The sequence below is a fragment of the Acinetobacter pengchengensis genome, assembly GCF_982235305.1.
The window spans coordinates 844,718-861,303 of sequence record NZ_CEVATJ010000001.1; the positions used below are offsets into that span (position 1 = coordinate 844,718).

General features: G+C 39.5%; 10 protein-coding genes, 1 tRNA gene and 1 pseudogene. 7 read left to right on the forward strand and 5 right to left on the reverse strand.

Annotation, left to right across the window (positions count from 1 at the left end; all coding sequences use genetic code 11):
- Nucleotides 1–91: 91 nt before the first annotated feature.
- Nucleotides 92–979 (reverse strand): lytic transglycosylase domain-containing protein, encoded by an 888-nt coding sequence (locus tag AC0T5Z_RS04135; protein ID WP_414630565.1) that lies wholly within the window; start codon nucleotides 977–979, stop codon nucleotides 92–94.
- Nucleotides 980–1,478: 499 nt separating this feature from the next.
- On the opposite strand from AC0T5Z_RS04135, the gene ttcA reads away from it, so the two are divergent.
- Nucleotides 1,479–2,399, forward strand: a complete 921-nt coding sequence (gene ttcA, locus AC0T5Z_RS04140; protein WP_291333438.1) for a tRNA 2-thiocytidine(32) synthetase TtcA — start codon at nucleotides 1,479–1,481, stop codon at nucleotides 2,397–2,399.
- Nucleotides 2,400–2,635: 236 nt separating this feature from the next.
- Nucleotides 2,636–3,019, forward strand: coding sequence for an SCP2 sterol-binding domain-containing protein (locus AC0T5Z_RS04145; RefSeq protein ID WP_004972111.1), 384 nt, complete (start codon nucleotides 2,636–2,638; stop codon nucleotides 3,017–3,019).
- A gap of 134 nt (nucleotides 3,020–3,153) precedes the next feature.
- Here the strand turns inward: AC0T5Z_RS04145 and AC0T5Z_RS04150 are convergent, their stop codons facing one another.
- A complete protein-coding gene (locus tag AC0T5Z_RS04150) occupies nucleotides 3,154–4,269 on the reverse strand; it encodes an MltF family protein (RefSeq protein ID WP_315280504.1) in 1,116 nt (371 codons plus the stop codon).
- A 363-nt stretch (nucleotides 4,270–4,632) separates the two neighbouring features.
- On the opposite strand from AC0T5Z_RS04150, the gene greB reads away from it, so the two are divergent.
- The 3 genes from greB to AC0T5Z_RS04165 all read left to right on the forward strand — a co-directional run bounded on the left by greB (nucleotide 4,633) and on the right by AC0T5Z_RS04165 (nucleotide 6,167).
- Nucleotides 4,633–5,130, forward strand: coding sequence for a transcription elongation factor GreB (greB, locus tag AC0T5Z_RS04155; RefSeq protein ID WP_435337525.1), 498 nt, complete (start codon nucleotides 4,633–4,635; stop codon nucleotides 5,128–5,130).
- 86 nt (nucleotides 5,131–5,216) lie between these two features.
- Nucleotides 5,217–5,306 (forward strand) — tRNA-Ser (locus tag AC0T5Z_RS04160).
- Between the two features lie 198 nt (nucleotides 5,307–5,504).
- On the forward strand, nucleotides 5,505–6,167 hold the full coding sequence (locus AC0T5Z_RS04165; protein WP_152875444.1) for an IS1595 family transposase: 663 nt from the start codon (nucleotides 5,505–5,507) through the stop codon (nucleotides 6,165–6,167).
- 345 nt (nucleotides 6,168–6,512) lie between these two features.
- Here AC0T5Z_RS04165 and AC0T5Z_RS04170 read toward each other — a convergent pair whose 3' ends face one another.
- Complete coding sequence (locus AC0T5Z_RS04170; RefSeq protein ID WP_010326927.1) at nucleotides 6,513–7,538, reverse strand: IS30-like element ISAba125 family transposase; 1,026 nt, start codon at nucleotides 7,536–7,538, stop codon at nucleotides 6,513–6,515.
- A gap of 27 nt (nucleotides 7,539–7,565) precedes the next feature.
- On the opposite strand from AC0T5Z_RS04170, the gene AC0T5Z_RS04175 reads away from it, so the two are divergent.
- Nucleotides 7,566–8,666 carry a hypothetical protein gene (locus AC0T5Z_RS04175; RefSeq protein WP_473786265.1) on the forward strand — a complete coding sequence of 367 codons (1,101 nt, stop codon included), beginning with the start codon at nucleotides 7,566–7,568 and terminating at the stop codon, nucleotides 8,664–8,666.
- A gap of 327 nt (nucleotides 8,667–8,993) precedes the next feature.
- On the opposite strand, the gene metH is transcribed toward AC0T5Z_RS04175, so the two are convergent.
- A complete protein-coding gene (metH, locus tag AC0T5Z_RS04180; protein ID WP_435337511.1) occupies nucleotides 8,994–12,683 on the reverse strand; it encodes a methionine synthase in 3,690 nt (1,229 codons plus the stop codon).
- A gap of 526 nt (nucleotides 12,684–13,209) precedes the next feature.
- On the opposite strand from metH, the pseudogene AC0T5Z_RS04185 reads away from it, so the two are divergent.
- Nucleotides 13,210–14,859 (forward strand): annotated as a pseudogene (locus tag AC0T5Z_RS04185) (inorganic phosphate transporter).
- A 117-nt stretch (nucleotides 14,860–14,976) separates the two neighbouring features.
- Here the strand turns inward: AC0T5Z_RS04185 and AC0T5Z_RS04190 are convergent.
- The gene (locus AC0T5Z_RS04190) at nucleotides 14,977–16,524 is read right to left on the reverse strand and encodes a hypothetical protein (protein WP_435337510.1); all 1,548 of its coding nucleotides are present in this window, start codon (nucleotides 16,522–16,524) and stop codon (nucleotides 14,977–14,979) included.
- Nucleotides 16,525–16,586: the final 62 nt, after the last annotated feature.

Sequence of the window (16,586 nt, forward strand, 5' to 3'; positions counted from 1 at the left end):
TCTGATTTATTAATAAACCATGCCATAAATATGCGGTGTATGTATTAAAAATTCAAGAAAAAATAATAAAACTGTACCAAAAATATCGACTTTATTCTGAAATGAAAATACGTGCCGAAGCTGTGGCATTGCCCGTGGCATAAGAGCCCGTTGGGGCATCGGTAAAGCGACCATCGGCGGCCATAATAATTTGACGTTGTGGGCGTTTGTTTGTCGCCACTTGATGATTACTGGCGGTGTAATTCTCTGACTGCGCAATCACTTGTGCATTTTGGCTCTGAGTATTGCTATTGTTATTTGCCGTAATTGCGCTGTTGCTAGAACTTGCATTGACACCGCTAGCATACAGGTTGTTAAAACGACTGGTCACACGCCGTACATAGTCTTGTGTTTCACGAAAAGGTGGTACGCCGCCGTATTTTGTGACATTACCTTCGCCTGCATTATAACCTGCCAAAGCTAAAGTGGTGTTGCCATTAAAGCGTTTGAGTAACCAAGCTAAATATTTTGCACCCGCCATAATGTTTTCATGCGGGTCATAAGCATTGCTGACATTAAAACGCCGTGCTGTCGCAGGCATGAGTTGCATTAAACCTTGTGCACCGACAGGTGAACGGGCGTTGACATTAAAACCCGATTCAGTATGCATCACCGCTTTAATCAGACCTTCTGAAACACCGTGCTGCTGTGCTGCCTGCTGAATAATGTGGTCAAAGGCATTTTTATTACGGCTATAACTTGGCAATACCGATGCTTCGGAATTGCCCCAATTGCGATAACTGTGGATATTACTGTCTGGATAATAGGTGACTTTTACTTTAGTCAGTGAACGATCTGCACTTTTGCGGTTGGTCAGCAAGGTACTGCCATTGCTGTCCTTATACATATAAATTTGACCTGCGTGCGTTGACGTTGCCAAAGGCATGATGCTAGCAGTCCCCAAAATATACAGTAAAAAGGCATTAATTTTATTATTCATGCTGTGAATACACTAAAAGCTGTTCCCAAACAGTTATGAGGAGTTTAACAAAAATCTCACAGATGAAAAGGCTTTGTACAAATTCATTTACAGTAGTGTTGAAAAAAATCAAGCTCAATTGCTGACAGAGTAATCAAAAAAATATTTATTTTTTTTTAATTGGCTTAACTTGACACACCTAAGCCGTTGATTTTTATTTAAAATAAAAACGATCAAAAAATGATCAATTTAAAGAGAAGCCTTAGAATATCGGGAAGAGGCGTTGTCAAGTTGTTTTAAATCCACAAAGTTATCCACAGGATTTGTGGAAAACTGTGGAAAAGTCCAAAAGATAAGCATCTTGCCGAAAAACTGAACGCGAAGGTTCAAAATAACATGCGGTTCAATACAGCCCGATGACAAAAATTTTGATTGCGATGAAATTACATTCTTTTGATGCGGGATTGGTCTGAATCGGCTAAAATTGCGCGGTAATTTTTTTCATGGGTTAATCTCGTCTATGTTCTCACCCGTTGAGTCCGATCAAGGATTTAATTTCAAGCCAGAACTCCCAACCAGCTCTGCGTATTATCGTTTGTTGAAAAAGCTGCGTCGCCAAGTCGGGCATGCGATTCGTGACTTCAATATGATTGAAGATGGCGATAAAGTCATGGTGTGTATTTCTGGCGGGAAAGACAGTTATACCTTGCTGGACATTATGTTGCAGTTTAAACGTATTGCGCCAATCAATTTTGATGTGGTGGCAGTCAACTTAGACCAAAAGCAGCCTGGTTTCCCTGAAGATGTATTACCGCGTTATTTAGAAGAAAATAACATTCCGTATTATATTTTGGAAAAAGACACCTATAGCATCACCAAGCGTTTAACCCCTGAAGGAAAAACCTATTGTGCGGTATGTTCACGTTTGCGCCGTGGTTCGCTCTATGGCTTTGCACAGGAAATTGGTGCAACCAAAGTGGCGCTTGGGCATCACCGTGATGATATTTTGGCGACTTTTTTCTTGAACTTGTTCCATGGGGGCAGTTTAAAGGCGATGCCGCCGAAGCTACTTTCTTCAGACAAGAAAAATATGTTGATTCGTCCACTGGCTTATGTGGAAGAAAAAGACATCATCAAATATGCAGAAATGCGCAAATTCCCAATTATTCCGTGTAACTTGTGTGGTTCACAGGAAAACTTACAGCGTGCGATTATTAACGTCATGCTGCGTGAGTGGGATAAAGCCCATCCTAAGCGTTTACACAGTATTTTTGGTGCTTTGCAGAATGTATCGCCATCACAATTGGCAGACCGAGAATTATTTGACTTTGAAGCTTTAGATAGCCAGCGTGTATTTGATTTTGCAGATCAGGCTGAACAAAATGCTGCTGAGCAGAACAAGCGCATCAATATGGTCAATTTAGGCTACGCTGCAGACTAAGTTTAAATTGTGCGTCAATCCTAGATTCAACATGAACCCCAAGCTTCGGCTTGGTGTTTTTTTATGCTATTGATTTATTTGATAAAGTATTAAATATACAAAAACTGAACGTCCCGTACAAAATTTCTTAGCCTTTATTCTGGTTATCATGCTATAACAATCAGCAAGCAAAATAGCTTAATAATGATGGTGTCTGGATAGACAACACACATGCACAAATATATTGAGGAAAAATCATGCCTGCTTTTTTAACTGATGATTGGTTTGCGACTGTAGAAAACTTAACGGCTCAAGCTGGTGATTTAAATTTACCTCCTGCATTGGCAAATCTGGCAATTAACTTAGTGGTGACTGATGCTGCAGGTAACACTGAGTTGTCTTTAGATGGCGGTAAAATCCAAAAAGGTTTGGCGGACAACGCGAAAACAACATTAAATATGGATGCGGAAACCTTACGCAAAGTATTCTTAGAATTTGACATGGCGGCTGCTATGCAAGCATTTATGACTGGTAAAATTAAAGTACAGGGCGATATGTCACAATTAATGGCATTACAAACTGCAAAACCAAGCCAAGAACAAAAAGATTTGTTTAAGAAGATTCTTGAGCAATCTGCTTAATTAAAGTCATTTCTGCTGTAGTGGGTATTTATTGCCGCTACAGCATTAAAAAAGCCTAGCTGACGTATCCACTAGGCTTTTTTATTTGGGCTATAAATAGAAAGCTACAAAATCAAATATATGATTTAAGCGACTTAGATGTTAACCAATTGTGGTGTGGTCTTAATATGCTCTAAATAAGCACGAATACGGGTCACGTATTGCACCGCTTGACGATAACGACCATTGCTGGCTTTGTTACGATCTAAATAAGCATATAAGTTCACCCAGTTATTTGGGTTTTTACCTTGCGCACGAATTCGCTTCTGAATCTGACTGACTGCGCCTGGGCCCATGTTATAAGCCACTAGTGCGTACCAATTACGATCAGGGAACGGAATATGATCATAGCGGTTTAGCATTTGGTCATAATACTTGGCACCACCCTGAATACTTTGAGCAGGATCGGTACGGTTACTTACACCCATTGCTTTGGCTGTGTTATTGGTCAGCATCATAATACCGCGCACACCTGTTGGCGAAACCGAGTTTGGCTTAAGGTAAGATTCCTGATAACCAATGGCCGCCAAAAGATGCCAATCTAAATCGTACTGCGTGGCAGTCTTTTTAAAGTTGGCCTTATATAAAGGTAAACGATTACGCAAATCACGCTGGATCACATCCCACGATTCTTGCTTGACTACATTACGATTATAAAATGAAGCCAATTGGCTAATTGCGCCATTTTGCTTGCCATGACAAACAAAGTTGCTTGCGGTTTGGCTCAGTGGATCATCTGCATGTTTAAACACCCAGTTCAACTCACTATTTAAACCATTACGCTTTAAAGTATTTAAATCGCCACAACTGGCTGAAAATGCCGTGAGTTGCTGCTTTTCAATACTTTGGATACTCGACGTGGTCATGGCAAAGTTCGCTTTACCAGAAGACACCCATTTTAATGCGGTCGCATTGTCGCTTACCGTTTTAAATTCGAGTTTCACATTCATGCTGTCGGCATAGTTACGCACTAGGTCATAACCAAAGCCATGTAAATGTTGTCCATCTTTAAACACTGTGGTTGGATTTACCACAGACACAACCGTCAATTTGTTCTGATTGACGACGCTGTCAAATTGATGAACGGCTTTGCCTGCGTTAATACTGTGAAATGGGAGAAGAGCAGTACTGAAAGCGAGGACTTTGAATGGGAGGTGATTAAAAAATGAGTGAAGGCTAAGCCTAGACCCAGATGTTGAACTACTGTGCATGTTGGCTCCGCTACAAGTAATTTATGCCCTAAAAAGCAAAGGCAACACACCTTAAACTTTTTCAAGTTTGATAAATTCAATAAGGGTTGGGCAGTCATGACGTCATTCAAAATGACTTGGGATTAAAGGGAAAGTGTGTAAAATTTCTACACGGGTTAAAAAGTGATCAAAAATAAAAGATGTGCGAATAATAAAGATGAAAATTTTGGATGTCAAATTTTGTACATAAATTTTTTTAAAAATACAACATAAGATATTAATTTCATTGGGGAATAAATTTTATAAATTTTTATTGTGTATAAAAATGCAATAAAATATACGATTGATGTTAACCAAATGTAAAAAAATGGCTGCAAAAACACCATGAAATCTAACTTAATTACACGTTCTGGACACGATAAACTCGTGGCTGAGTTAAAGCATTTGTGGCACGAAGAACGCCCTGAAATCACCAAAAAAGTAAACTGGGCGGCAAGCCTAGGCGATCGTTCAGAAAATGCCGATTTTTTTTATAATAAACAGCTTTTGCGTAAAATTGACCGTCGGGTGCGTTATTTGGGCAAGCGTTTGGAAGAATTGCGCATTGTTGATTTTGCACCTGAACAAGAGGGCAAAGTATATTTTGGCGCATGGGTCGAAATTGAAAATGAACAAGGCGAGCAAAAGACCTTGAGAATTGTGGGCGTGGATGAAATTTATGATCATCATCCACAACATATTTCGATTGATTCACCTATGGCTCGGGCTTTGTTGTCTAAACAGGTGGATGATGAGGTGGAAGTGCAGACACCGCTGGGTAAAAAGAGCTGGTTTATTAATTCGATACGCTATGAAAAGCCTGAAATTGCAGAAAATGACTGATTTTTGATTTTATTTTGAACATTTGGATCATAATTTTTAGAAAATATTTGCCAAGCTGAATTTTTCTTTATATGATAACCGCCATTGGAAGCGTGGCAGAGCGGTTTAATGCACCGGTCTTGAAAACCGACGAGGGTGTGAGTCCTCCGTGAGTTCGAATCTCACCGCTTCCGCCAAATTACAAGCACTTAGCCCCGATTATCGGGGCTTTGTTGTTTCTAGGCTTATGCAACGTAAGCCAATAATAAGCAATAGGACATAAGAATGCCGACAGCAAAAAGTGTTAAAAATTTTGGGGAAATAGATTTAATTACGTTTGTTGGTAATATTTTTAAGGCTCTAGACTAGCAGAATAGATATGTTAGTCTAGAATCATGATAGAAAACAGTAAATTAAGTCACTATAAGATTAAAAAAATTATTCAGTGCTTTTGCATTGATATTCCTGCTTCTAAAACAGCCTTATTGCTTAACTTGAACCGTAATACCATCAACTATTGGTACATGCTTTTTAGAGAAGCAATCTACGATCATCAAACAGATTTAAGAGCAAAGTTTGTAGGTTCTATTGAAGTTGATGAGAGCTATTTTGGAGCAAAAAGACAACGTGGTTTTCATGGGAAATTGAAGCGAGGTCGAGGTACTTTAAAACAACCTGTATTTGGAATATTTGAAAGGAATGGTCGAGTTTATACAGAAATAGTCCCTGATTGTAAAAAGACTACATTACAACAAGTTATCTTAGGTAAAGTTGCACTTGAAAGTGTAATTTATAGTGATGGTTGGCGTGGATACAATGGTTTGGTAGATGTTGGTTACTCAAAGCATTTTAGAGTAAATCATGGAGCGAATGAATTTGCCAGAGGACAATGTCATATAAATGGAATAGAATCATTCTGGAGCTTTTGTAAAAGAAGGCTAGCAAAGTTCAACGGTATATCAAAAGAGTATTTTGATTATCATCTTAAAGAAACAGAATGGCGTTGGATGAGGGAGCCTAATGAGCTAGCAACAGAGTTGTGGGACCTCATTAGGTAAAACTAAGTGCAAATCTGCTAGTCTAGAGCCTTTTTAAATATGAATCATTTGATTTCGATGATGAACTCCTAGCAATAAGGCGTGGAAATTATGATGAGTATTTAACAAAAATTAGTGGTAATTTTTATAGTTTTTTACGTGCTTCCGATTTTAGGGCATTAATTATACATGAGCAAACACATTTTCTGGATTTAGTCGCTTCATTGTGGGGGATTGAATACAATTTAAGAAAGATTAGGGTATTGGATGAAATCTCGGAAAACCGAGTATCTGTTTTTAAGTTAAATTATTCAGAATTACAGTGTATTCACAACGAGCATCAAATAAATTTAAACAATGGCGAATTCAAACATGAGGTGCGACAGTTTGAAAAGTCTTATGATAATCAACAAGCTGAGCAAATTTCTCTAATGGTGTAAGCCAATCTAACGCTTTTCTAGGACGAGTATTCAGTGACATGGCAACTTGATTTAAATAATGCTGATCTGCCTGATTTAAATCAATCCCTTTAGGTAAATATTGCCTAATTAAACCATTCATATTTTCGCATGTGCCTTTTTGCCAGGGTGAATGTGGGTCACAGAAATATACATCTATGCCTAAATCTTCTTCAAGTATTTTATGTTCTGCCATCTCGCGTCCACGGTCATAGGTCAACGTTTTACGCAGTTCTGCAGGTAAATATTTCAGAGCTTCAGTTAAAGCCTTGCGCACTGATTCTGCCTTTGCATCAGGTAATGTTGCCAAGATACAGAGCCGTGTATTTCGTTCAATAAGTGTTGCTATCGAACTTTTATTGTCTTTACCTTTAATTAAATCAGCTTCCCAATGACCCGGTATTTTTCTTTCTTGAACTTCGGCTGGGCGCTCATGAATAGTTTTAATATCCTGTAATATAGAATCTTTTTTAGGTTCACCGTTAGCTTTTCGCTTTTTATTTTCATGACGCAGACAGGATAATAAGTCTTTTTTCAACTCACCCTTTGGTAATGCTCGTATCGTTGAATAAATCGTTGTATGGCTTACATTCATTGTTTGATCCAAATCAGGAAATGTCTTTAAACGTTTTGCTATTTGCTGAGGAGACCATAAACAACGGATCGCTTCAACAATAAATTTCCAGAGGATTGAATCGATTTTGAGTTTTCTGTGACCACGTCTACGTCTAGCGAAGGTGTTATCAGAAGCATATCGAGCTTGATAAACGTCATTGATGCTATTTCTTTTAAGCTCACGATAGATCGTACTAGGATGTCTTTTAATGAGTTCAGCAAATTTTCTGGCTGAAAAGCCTTCTTTTCTTGACTCAAGCATTAATGCAGTACGATCTTCAAAGTTAAGATGATGGTATGACAATTTTATATACTCCATAAACCCTTTAAATTAATTAGGTGGTTTATGTCGCACTTCAAGTTTTACTCTGCCAATTTTAGTTATAAAATTGTGGAAACTTTTAAGCATGAGTATGATTATTCTGAAAAGTTTGGGGTTTTGTTGTTTATTGTTCTTATTGATCAAAAAGGTAAACAATCAAGAATTCCTATAACAATGTTATCTTTGTTTGAGGGTCATGCATTTAGTAATGAAGAACTTCGCAAAATTAATGATATTAAAATAATTACTAATAAAGATGTAAAAAATAAATTTATTAATTTAATTGAGAGTGAATATTACTCATATCTCAATGATCCAAATAATCATGAATATAATATTCTTATAATGTTGTCAACAATACATATGGAAACATTAGGATTAAGTAGAAAAGAAATTCTTCAGTTTTTTTCAGCAGTTGCTGGATTTACATTTAATCTTTACTCCAGTGGTATTTCTATACTTGCTAATAAAGTATTTGAATTTATTAACTCTGAACTTAAATATTGTGTTAAAGCAGATCTTTGTCGAAATCAATTAAGGCATATTTTAGCTTTTCATACAATTTTGAGATCATATGAGTATATCAATCATCCATACAATAGAAATAAAAAGAAAGAATTGATTGGTTTAATAAAAAAATCACCTTTGAATTTTATTAATATTATGTGGAATGGATATTCTGGTGGAGTTTTGAGAGAGTATGAAATTCTAGGTGAAATTGAAAGGCCTAGTCTTATAGGAAAATTTAACGATTTTGATTATAAAAGAACAAAAGAAATATTTAGTAAATCCATTGAAAATTCAATACAATTTCATTCTGATGGTTATATTTTAAATAATCTTGAAGATTACTATTTTTTAGATATGTATAGAGATTATGAAAATTTTGATGTGAAGCCAGAAAATCAAATAATCAAGTTTAAAAAAAGAATTGATATTAATATTGAAGAATATTTTGAACAGGATGAAGAACATGAATTATTATCACAATTAGTTGATAACGAAATTTTTAAAACTACCACTAAATTTCATTTAGATTTGAAAAGTGCAATTGATTTGGAGATAAGAAATAAAGTTCAAGCACAGTTGGATCCAAGTGCAGTTTTTATATCAACGTTTTACTAAATTAATACCTAGTATCGTCAACTTATTGTTGTTGATGTGGTACAGAAATAGCTTCCCAATCATCATAAGACAAAATAGGTGGAAAACGGCTACGAATTAAATAGTAGTTGCGTTGTTCTTTCTATGGGTTTCGACTTTATCGAAAAGTCTTTCACATTGTGTAAAGGCGAGAAAATACCTCTAGCAATCTAATCACTCAAAAAATTCAGACTAAGTGATGAACTGCCCATAAAAACAAAAGCCAGTGAATTTTACAATTCACTGGCTTTTGAAATGACATTATGTATAGCGCATCGGCAAATGAACTACCCATGCGGCATAAAGCACTTAATTAATCGAATCATCCAAGTTTGGAGCTAACCAACGCTTCGCTTCATCTAAACTCCAGCCTTTACGCTGTGCGTAATCTTCAAGCTGATCTAACGAGATTTTACCTGCGTTAAAGTACTCAGAAGCAGGGTTAGCATAGTAGAAGCCGCTCACAGATGAAGGCGGCCACATCGCAAAGCTGCTCGTAAGTTGTGTGCCAATCTTTTCAGTTGAACCTAACCAGTTGAACAGTGTGGCTTTTTCAGAGTGTTCAGGGCAAGCAGGGTAGCCTGGTGCAGGACGAATCCCCACATATTTCTCTTTAATCAGTTCTTCATTGCTTAGTTGCTCATTCGGCTGATAGCCCCAGAATTCTTTACGAATACGCTCATGCAAATGCTCTGCAAACGCTTCTGCAAAACGATCACCCAAAGATTGCACCAAAATGGCAGAATAATCATCGCCCTTGGCTTTAAACTCATTGGCCATTTCTTCCGCACCAAAAATCGACACGGTAAAGCCGCCCAAGTAATCTTGCCCTTGCTCTGCAGTTGCAATAAAGTCTGCCAAAGACAAGTTTGGTTTGCCTGTTACTTTGTCTGACTGTTGACGAATATGATGGAAGGTGTGCGTTACTTGATCACGTGTTGCATCATATACTTGTACTGAATCTGCCGCAGAACGGTTGGCAGGGTAAATCCCAAATACTGCACGTGCATCAAAGCGATTATTTGCAATAATATCTTTGAGCATGGCTTGCGCTTGGTTGTATAAGTCAGTTGCAGCTTCACCCACCACTTCATCTTCCAGAATTTTTGGGAATTTGCCCGCTAAACTCCAAGAAATAAAAAATGGTGTCCAGTCAAAGTATGGCAATAAGGTTTCAAGTGGGTAATTGGTCAGCACTTGTGTACCAATTAATTTTGGTACTGCAGGCGTGTAGTTGTCCCAATCAATTTTTAAACCATTGTCGATGGCTTCTGCATACGACAATTTGGCGGCTTTAGGTTGCTTGTTGGCAATACGTTCACGAATTTTAGCGTATTCTGCACGATGCTCTGCAACAAAAGCAGGTTTCATTTCAGGGGAGAGTAAGGTTGTCGCAACACCAACAGCACGCGAAGCATCGGCAACGTAAATGACGGCATCATTTGAGAACTGTGGATCAATTTTAACCGCAGTGTGTGCTTTAGATGTGGTAGCGCCACCAATCAACAATGGAATGTTAAAGCCTTTACGCTGCATTTCTTTGGCAACAAAAACCATTTCGTCTAAAGACGGAGTAATTAAGCCAGACAAGCCAATAATATCGACTTTTTCATCAATAGCCGTTTGCAGGATTTTCTCTGCAGGTACCATCACGCCCAAATCGACAATATCATAACCATTACAGCCCAAGACCACGCCAACAATGTTTTTACCAATGTCGTGTACATCGCCTTTCACCGTTGCCATCAAGACTTTACCTTTAGACTGACCTTCGGTTTTTTCAGCTTCGATGTAAGGGTTGAGCCACGCAACGGCTTGTTTCATTACACGCGCAGATTTCACCACTTGTGGCAGGAACATTTTACCTGCACCAAACAAGTCACCGACCACGTTCATGCCATCCATTAACGGGCCTTCAATCACATCTAATGGACGTTTGGCTTTTAGGCGTGCTTCTTCGGTGTCTTCATTAATAAAGGTGGTGATACCTTTCACTAAAGCGTATTCAAGACGCTTTTCAACAGATTCGTTGCGCCATTCCAAGTTTTCTTCGGCTTTTTGTGTACCTGACTGACCACGGTATTTTTCTGCTACTTCTAGTAGTTTTTCCGTAGCATCTTGACCGCTGGCACCCTGATTCTGGTTCAGAATCACGTTTTCAACTGCATCTTTCAGTTCTGGGTCAATATCATCGTAAATGGCTAGCTGACCTGCGTTGACAATACCCATGGTCAGGCCTTGTTTAATGGCATAGTACAGGAACACGGCATGAATCGCTTCACGCACTGGCTCATTACCACGAAAGGAGAACGACACGTTAGAAATACCGCCAGAAATCATGGCATGTGGCAGATTCTGTTTAATCCAGCCAGTCGCTTCAATGAAATCCACCGCATAGTTGTTGTGTTCTTCAATACCGGTTGCAACCGCAAACACGTTCGGATCAAAAATAATGTCTTCGGCAGGGAAACCAACATCGTTGACCAGCACATCATAAGAACGTTTACAGATTTCTTTTTTACGTGCGGCAGTATCGGCCTGACCATTTTCATCAAAGGCCATCACAATCACCGCAGCGCCATACTGACGGCATAGACGCGCTTTTTCGACAAACTCGTCATAGCCTTCTTTTAGGGAAATAGAGTTGACGATGGCTTTACCTTGTACGCATTTCAAGCCTGCTTCAATGATTTCCCATTTAGAAGAGTCAATCATGATGGGTACGCGAGAAATGTCCGGCTCAGAGGCTACCAAGTTCAAAAAGTGCACCATTGCACCTTCTGAATCAAGCATGCCTTCATCCATGTTGATGTCGATGATTTGCGCACCGCTTTCGACCTGTTGACGCGCAACATCTAAGGCTTCGGCAAAGTTTTCTTCACGAATTAAACGCAGGAATTTTTTAGAACCTGTGACGTTGGTACGCTCGCCTACGTTTACAAATAAAGAATCATCATAAATGTTAAATGGTTCTAAACCACTTAAACGACAAGCAGGTTTAATTTCTGGAATTTTACGTGGTGGAATGTCTTTTACTGCATTGTAAATCGCGCGAATGTGGTCAGGCGTTGTACCACAACAACCGCCTGTAATATTGATCAAGCCACTTTCAGCAAACTCTTTGAGGAAAGCTGCAGTTTCTTCAGGCGTTTCATCATAGCCACCAAATGCGTTGGGTAAGCCTGCGTTCGGGTGTGCAGAAACGAATACATCTGCAACATCTGAAACGGTTTTGACGTGTGGACGCATGGCATCTGCACCCAAGGCACAGTTAAAACCAATAGAAAGTAAATCGCCATGACGTACCGAGTTCCAGAATGCTTCTGCAGTTTGACCCGTTAAAGTACGTCCTGAAGCATCGGTAATGGTACCTGAAATCATTAACGGCAATTCACGCCCGAGCTGTTTAAACACTTCTTTCACCGCAAAAATCGCGGCTTTACAGTTTAAGGTGTCAAATACAGTTTCAATGAGCAGGATATCTGCACCACCTTCAATTAAGGCATGCGCAGCTTCAATATAGTTTTCTTTGAGTGCGTCAAATGTAATGTTACGAAATGCAGGGTCGTTTACATTTGGTGAAATTGAACAAGTACGTGATGTAGGCCCAAGTACACCTGCCACAAAACGAGGTTTGTCTGGCGTTGAATATTTTTCACAGGCAGCTTTAGCTAAACGGGCTGCTTCACGGTTAATTTCGGGAACCAAATCTTCCATGTGATAGTCAGACATGGAAACGCGCGTGCCGTTAAAGCTATTGGTTTCGATAATGTCTGCGCCCGCATCTAAATAGGCTTCGTGAATGTCTTGAATAATTTTCGGTTGAGTCAGTACCAATAAATCGTTATTGCCTTTGAGGTCATGTGCCCAATCTGCAAAACGTTCACCACGATAATCGGCTTCTTCCAATTGATGGCGTTGAATCATAGTACCCATGGCACCATCGATAATTAAAATTCTTTGGACAAGAAGCGCTTTCAGCGTGGTAAGCGTGGACATAAAAAACCCTTTATGACTGAATCCGAAATGAGCGCTATTTTAACAGAGTTCGCAAGGCTTTCGTGCACTTGAAGCGAACTAGAGCTAGTGTAAGTCGTAAAAATAGTGCATAAAGCGGTATTTTTAGGATTTTGCTCAGCTTGTTGATAATCATAAGTCTTTTGAAACTGTCGCACCTCATGTTTGAATTCGCCTTTTAATCCTGAATAAAAGGCGTGATGGTGTGTATTCAAATTTTAATTTTACTTTAATGCGTCATCGCTTTGTCATATTGCTGAGGCAAAATTGGCTCATTCTGAAATTAGTCTGAAGTTTTAGACAAATATGACAACCGTGTAATAATCTAAATTTAAGAGAATGACATCACGAAAGTAGGTTTTTTTATTCTAAGTGTTTAAATTTAAATATTTATTTTATTTTTATGCACATAAAACACAGCTTAAAGTGTGAAAATAAAGTATGTAAGTTGCTTTATATAGCAGCTCTTTGTCATATAATTGTCACAATTTAATTGAACAATAAGGGGATTTTAAATCCTCTTTTCTGCTTGCATGAATTCTAATCCAACTCCTGTAGATTTGTAGATTCAGCACACAAGTCGACTACTAAATCGACCAATGTTCATGTGCCTACACCGAAATTTTTTATGCCGGTGTTTTTAACGATCATCGTTTCTACCCTTATTTATATTGGTTTCCAATTATCTGCGGACTTGTCCCACGTACCTGCACTGAGCATGTACTCGGTGATTTTATTAGCTACTGCTTTATTCATTGCCTTAGGCTTTGAATTTGTGAATGGTTTCCACGACACAGCCAACGCTGTGGCAACGGTCATTTATACCAATGCCTTGTCTGCACCTGTGGCAGTAATGTGGGCCGGATTCTGTAACTTTCTTGGGGTGATGGTCGCCAGTGGCGCAGTTGCCTACGGTATTATTGCCTTACTTCCAGTCGAACTGATTATGAATGTTGGTTCAGGCGCAGGTTTTGCCATGGTTTTTGCCATGTTGATTGCCGCAATTGTCTGGAACTTGGGAACGTGGTTCTTCGGTATTCCTGCTTCAAGTTCGCACACTTTAATCGGTTCGATTTTAGGTGTGGGCATTATGAACTACTTGCTTAACTCAGGTGCGGGCGCAAGTGGTGTAGATATGGAACAAGTCATGAAAGTAGGTAAGGCTTTATTGTTCTCGCCACTGATTGGTTTTGCTTTTGCCGCGATTTTGTTCCTCTTGGTGAAAAAAATCTTCAAGAAACAAGTAGAGTTGTTCCAACCGCCTGAAGGTAATAAGCCGCCACCACCTCTGATTCGTGCCATTCTAATTTTTACCTGTACTGGGGTAAGTTTTGCGCATGGTTCAAACGATGGTCAAAAGGGCATGGGTTTAATCATGTTGATTTTGATCGGGATTGTGCCGTTGGCGTACTCATTAAATAAAGAGTTAGACCAAAATCACATCCAATCGTTCCAGCAGCTTTCTACACAAACGGCTGATGTGATTTATGCACAACATGTCGATATGCCAGATGAAAAAGCACGTCAGATTATTACTAGCTATATTCAGACGAAAGAAATTACTCCTGAAGTAGTGCCTGCTTTGGCAAGTTTAACTGACCATTTGGGTGAGCGTGTGGGTCAATACAGCAACTTGAAAGATGTGCCTGAAGCTGAAGTGGCAGAAATGCGTAACGATATGTATTTAAGTACGACTTCGTTCAAGCGTTTGGACAAAGCTAATGCCTTGCCTGAAATGTCGGAAGAACAGAAAAAAGTGGTTAAAAGCTACCGCAGTCATTTAGATTCGTTTTTACAATACATTCCAACTTGGGTCAAAGTAGCCGTTGCCTTAGCACTAGGCTTGGGTACAATGGTCGGCTGGAAACGTATTGTGGTGACCGTTGGCGAGCGTATTGGTAAGCAGCACATGACTTATGGTCAGGGTATGTCTGCCGAGCTTGTGGCAATGTCAACTATTGCTGCTGCAGATGGTTTGGGGATGCCAGTTTCGACTACACATGTACTGAACAGTGCGGTGGCAGGTACGATGGTGGCAAATAAATCTGGTCTAAATTTCCAGATGGTTCGCACCATTCTTTCTGCATGGATTTTCACACTACCTGCAACAATTTGTTTATCGGGTAGCTTGTTCTGGTTGTTCTTAAAAGTGTTTTAATCCATTCAAAACTTTTTGAGTGGTTGAAAAAGCGCTGTGATAATACAGCGCTTTTTTTGTACCTAGTGATGAATAAGTGCAACATTTGCAGACAAGTTTTAAAGTGAGATTTCGCCCTTACTTTTTAAACTTAGCAATGAGTTTGTCGAGCGGCAATTTCTCTGCAGCAAAGCCATAGAGTGCAGCAAAAGGCAAGGCAGTTCGTGCTAAATACGCCACGCGCCATAATCCACCGTGGTTCGCACCTTGCATCATCAATTCGAGCGGATGATCAAGTTTCACTTCGGGATTGGCTGCCGAGTCAGGATTTCGTAGGTCATGAATCCATAACGCAGCCATAATCGCATTGGTGGTTTCAGGGCTAAACGCTTCAACATCAAACAAACTTGCGCCGCTAAATGCAGCCTTGAGCAATGGATTTTTGGTCACGGAGTGTGTGGTGGTTGAAGGTGCAATATTGATGCTGACACGCTGTCCTTGATGACGGGCTAAAATTGCACGCCATTGCTGGATACGTTTTGCCAAAGCATAGTTTGGCCCTTGTTCCACCACCAAACAGTCGGCAATACCATAATGTTGACCATTGTCTGAAGCAATCAAATTGTGCAGATTCTTTTGGAAGAAATGACTGCGTGAAATGGTTTCAATACTTTTGGTGAGCAGCTTTTGCCCTTGAGAGCGCTGCTGAAATTTCTCCGCAGATGCGCTGATCACTTCTTCAGGAACAGCATAAACATCGGTTGGAGTGCACATAAACATTAGGCTGCTGTCAGCTTTGTGTTCGCTGACATATTGCATAATGGCATCCATTGCCATAGCAACACGCACGTGTTTTTCACCATCCAAATAAGCAATGGCTGCTAAATCTAGCGTTTCAGTTTTTTGAGCTAACCATTGCGCAATTTCTGGGGTTTGCGTCAGCAGATTTGCACCCAATTGTTCTGTTAAAACGTCAAATGGAGTATCTGCCGCGAGTTGTGTTGTACTTGGTGCGTATAAGGTGGCATTGCCTTGTTGCACAGTACTTAGTATTTTATTCCATACACGGCTATTTGGTAAATCGACTGCAATAATATTGGCTTTCCATTTGGCTAACCATGTGAGTGGACCAGCTTCTGACGCTGCACCAAATAGCACCATATTACGCTCAGACAAATCAAACCATTCGGGATGCGCTACTGCTGCATTTAACGCTTCGGCATGACTTGGTTCAATAATGCCTGCTGCCAGCCAAATTGCAATTTGATCTAGTAAAGCTTGACCTTGTAACTTTTGCCCGTGATACGGCACATACCATTCAGGTGCTGATTGGCTGCTGCCTTGTAATTTAAAGGTATATAACGTTTCAGTAGGCAAGTGCATGACATCTTTCAGCACATATTTTTGCTCATGACGATAAAACTCAAAACTTTGATGCGCTTTTCTTAACCCATCTTCTGCAATTTGAATTGCGTTAGCTTGTTTATGAATTCCATTGATCACAAGGGCTTTAAAGTATTTTGGATAGTGCTTTCGCCAGTTTTTTTCTGCCAAAGCATCAACTGAGCTTTGATGATCGACAGTGGCTAAGGCTTCGGCAATAATTTGTTTGCCTGTGCTTGAGGTGCTGGGTTTATGTTTTTCTGGATGAATTGGGAACTGTAAGCCATCGAAAGAAGTGGACATGCAAAAACTCGCAAACTAAATTGAAATTAATATACAGATGTATACATTATCTATGCCAAGTT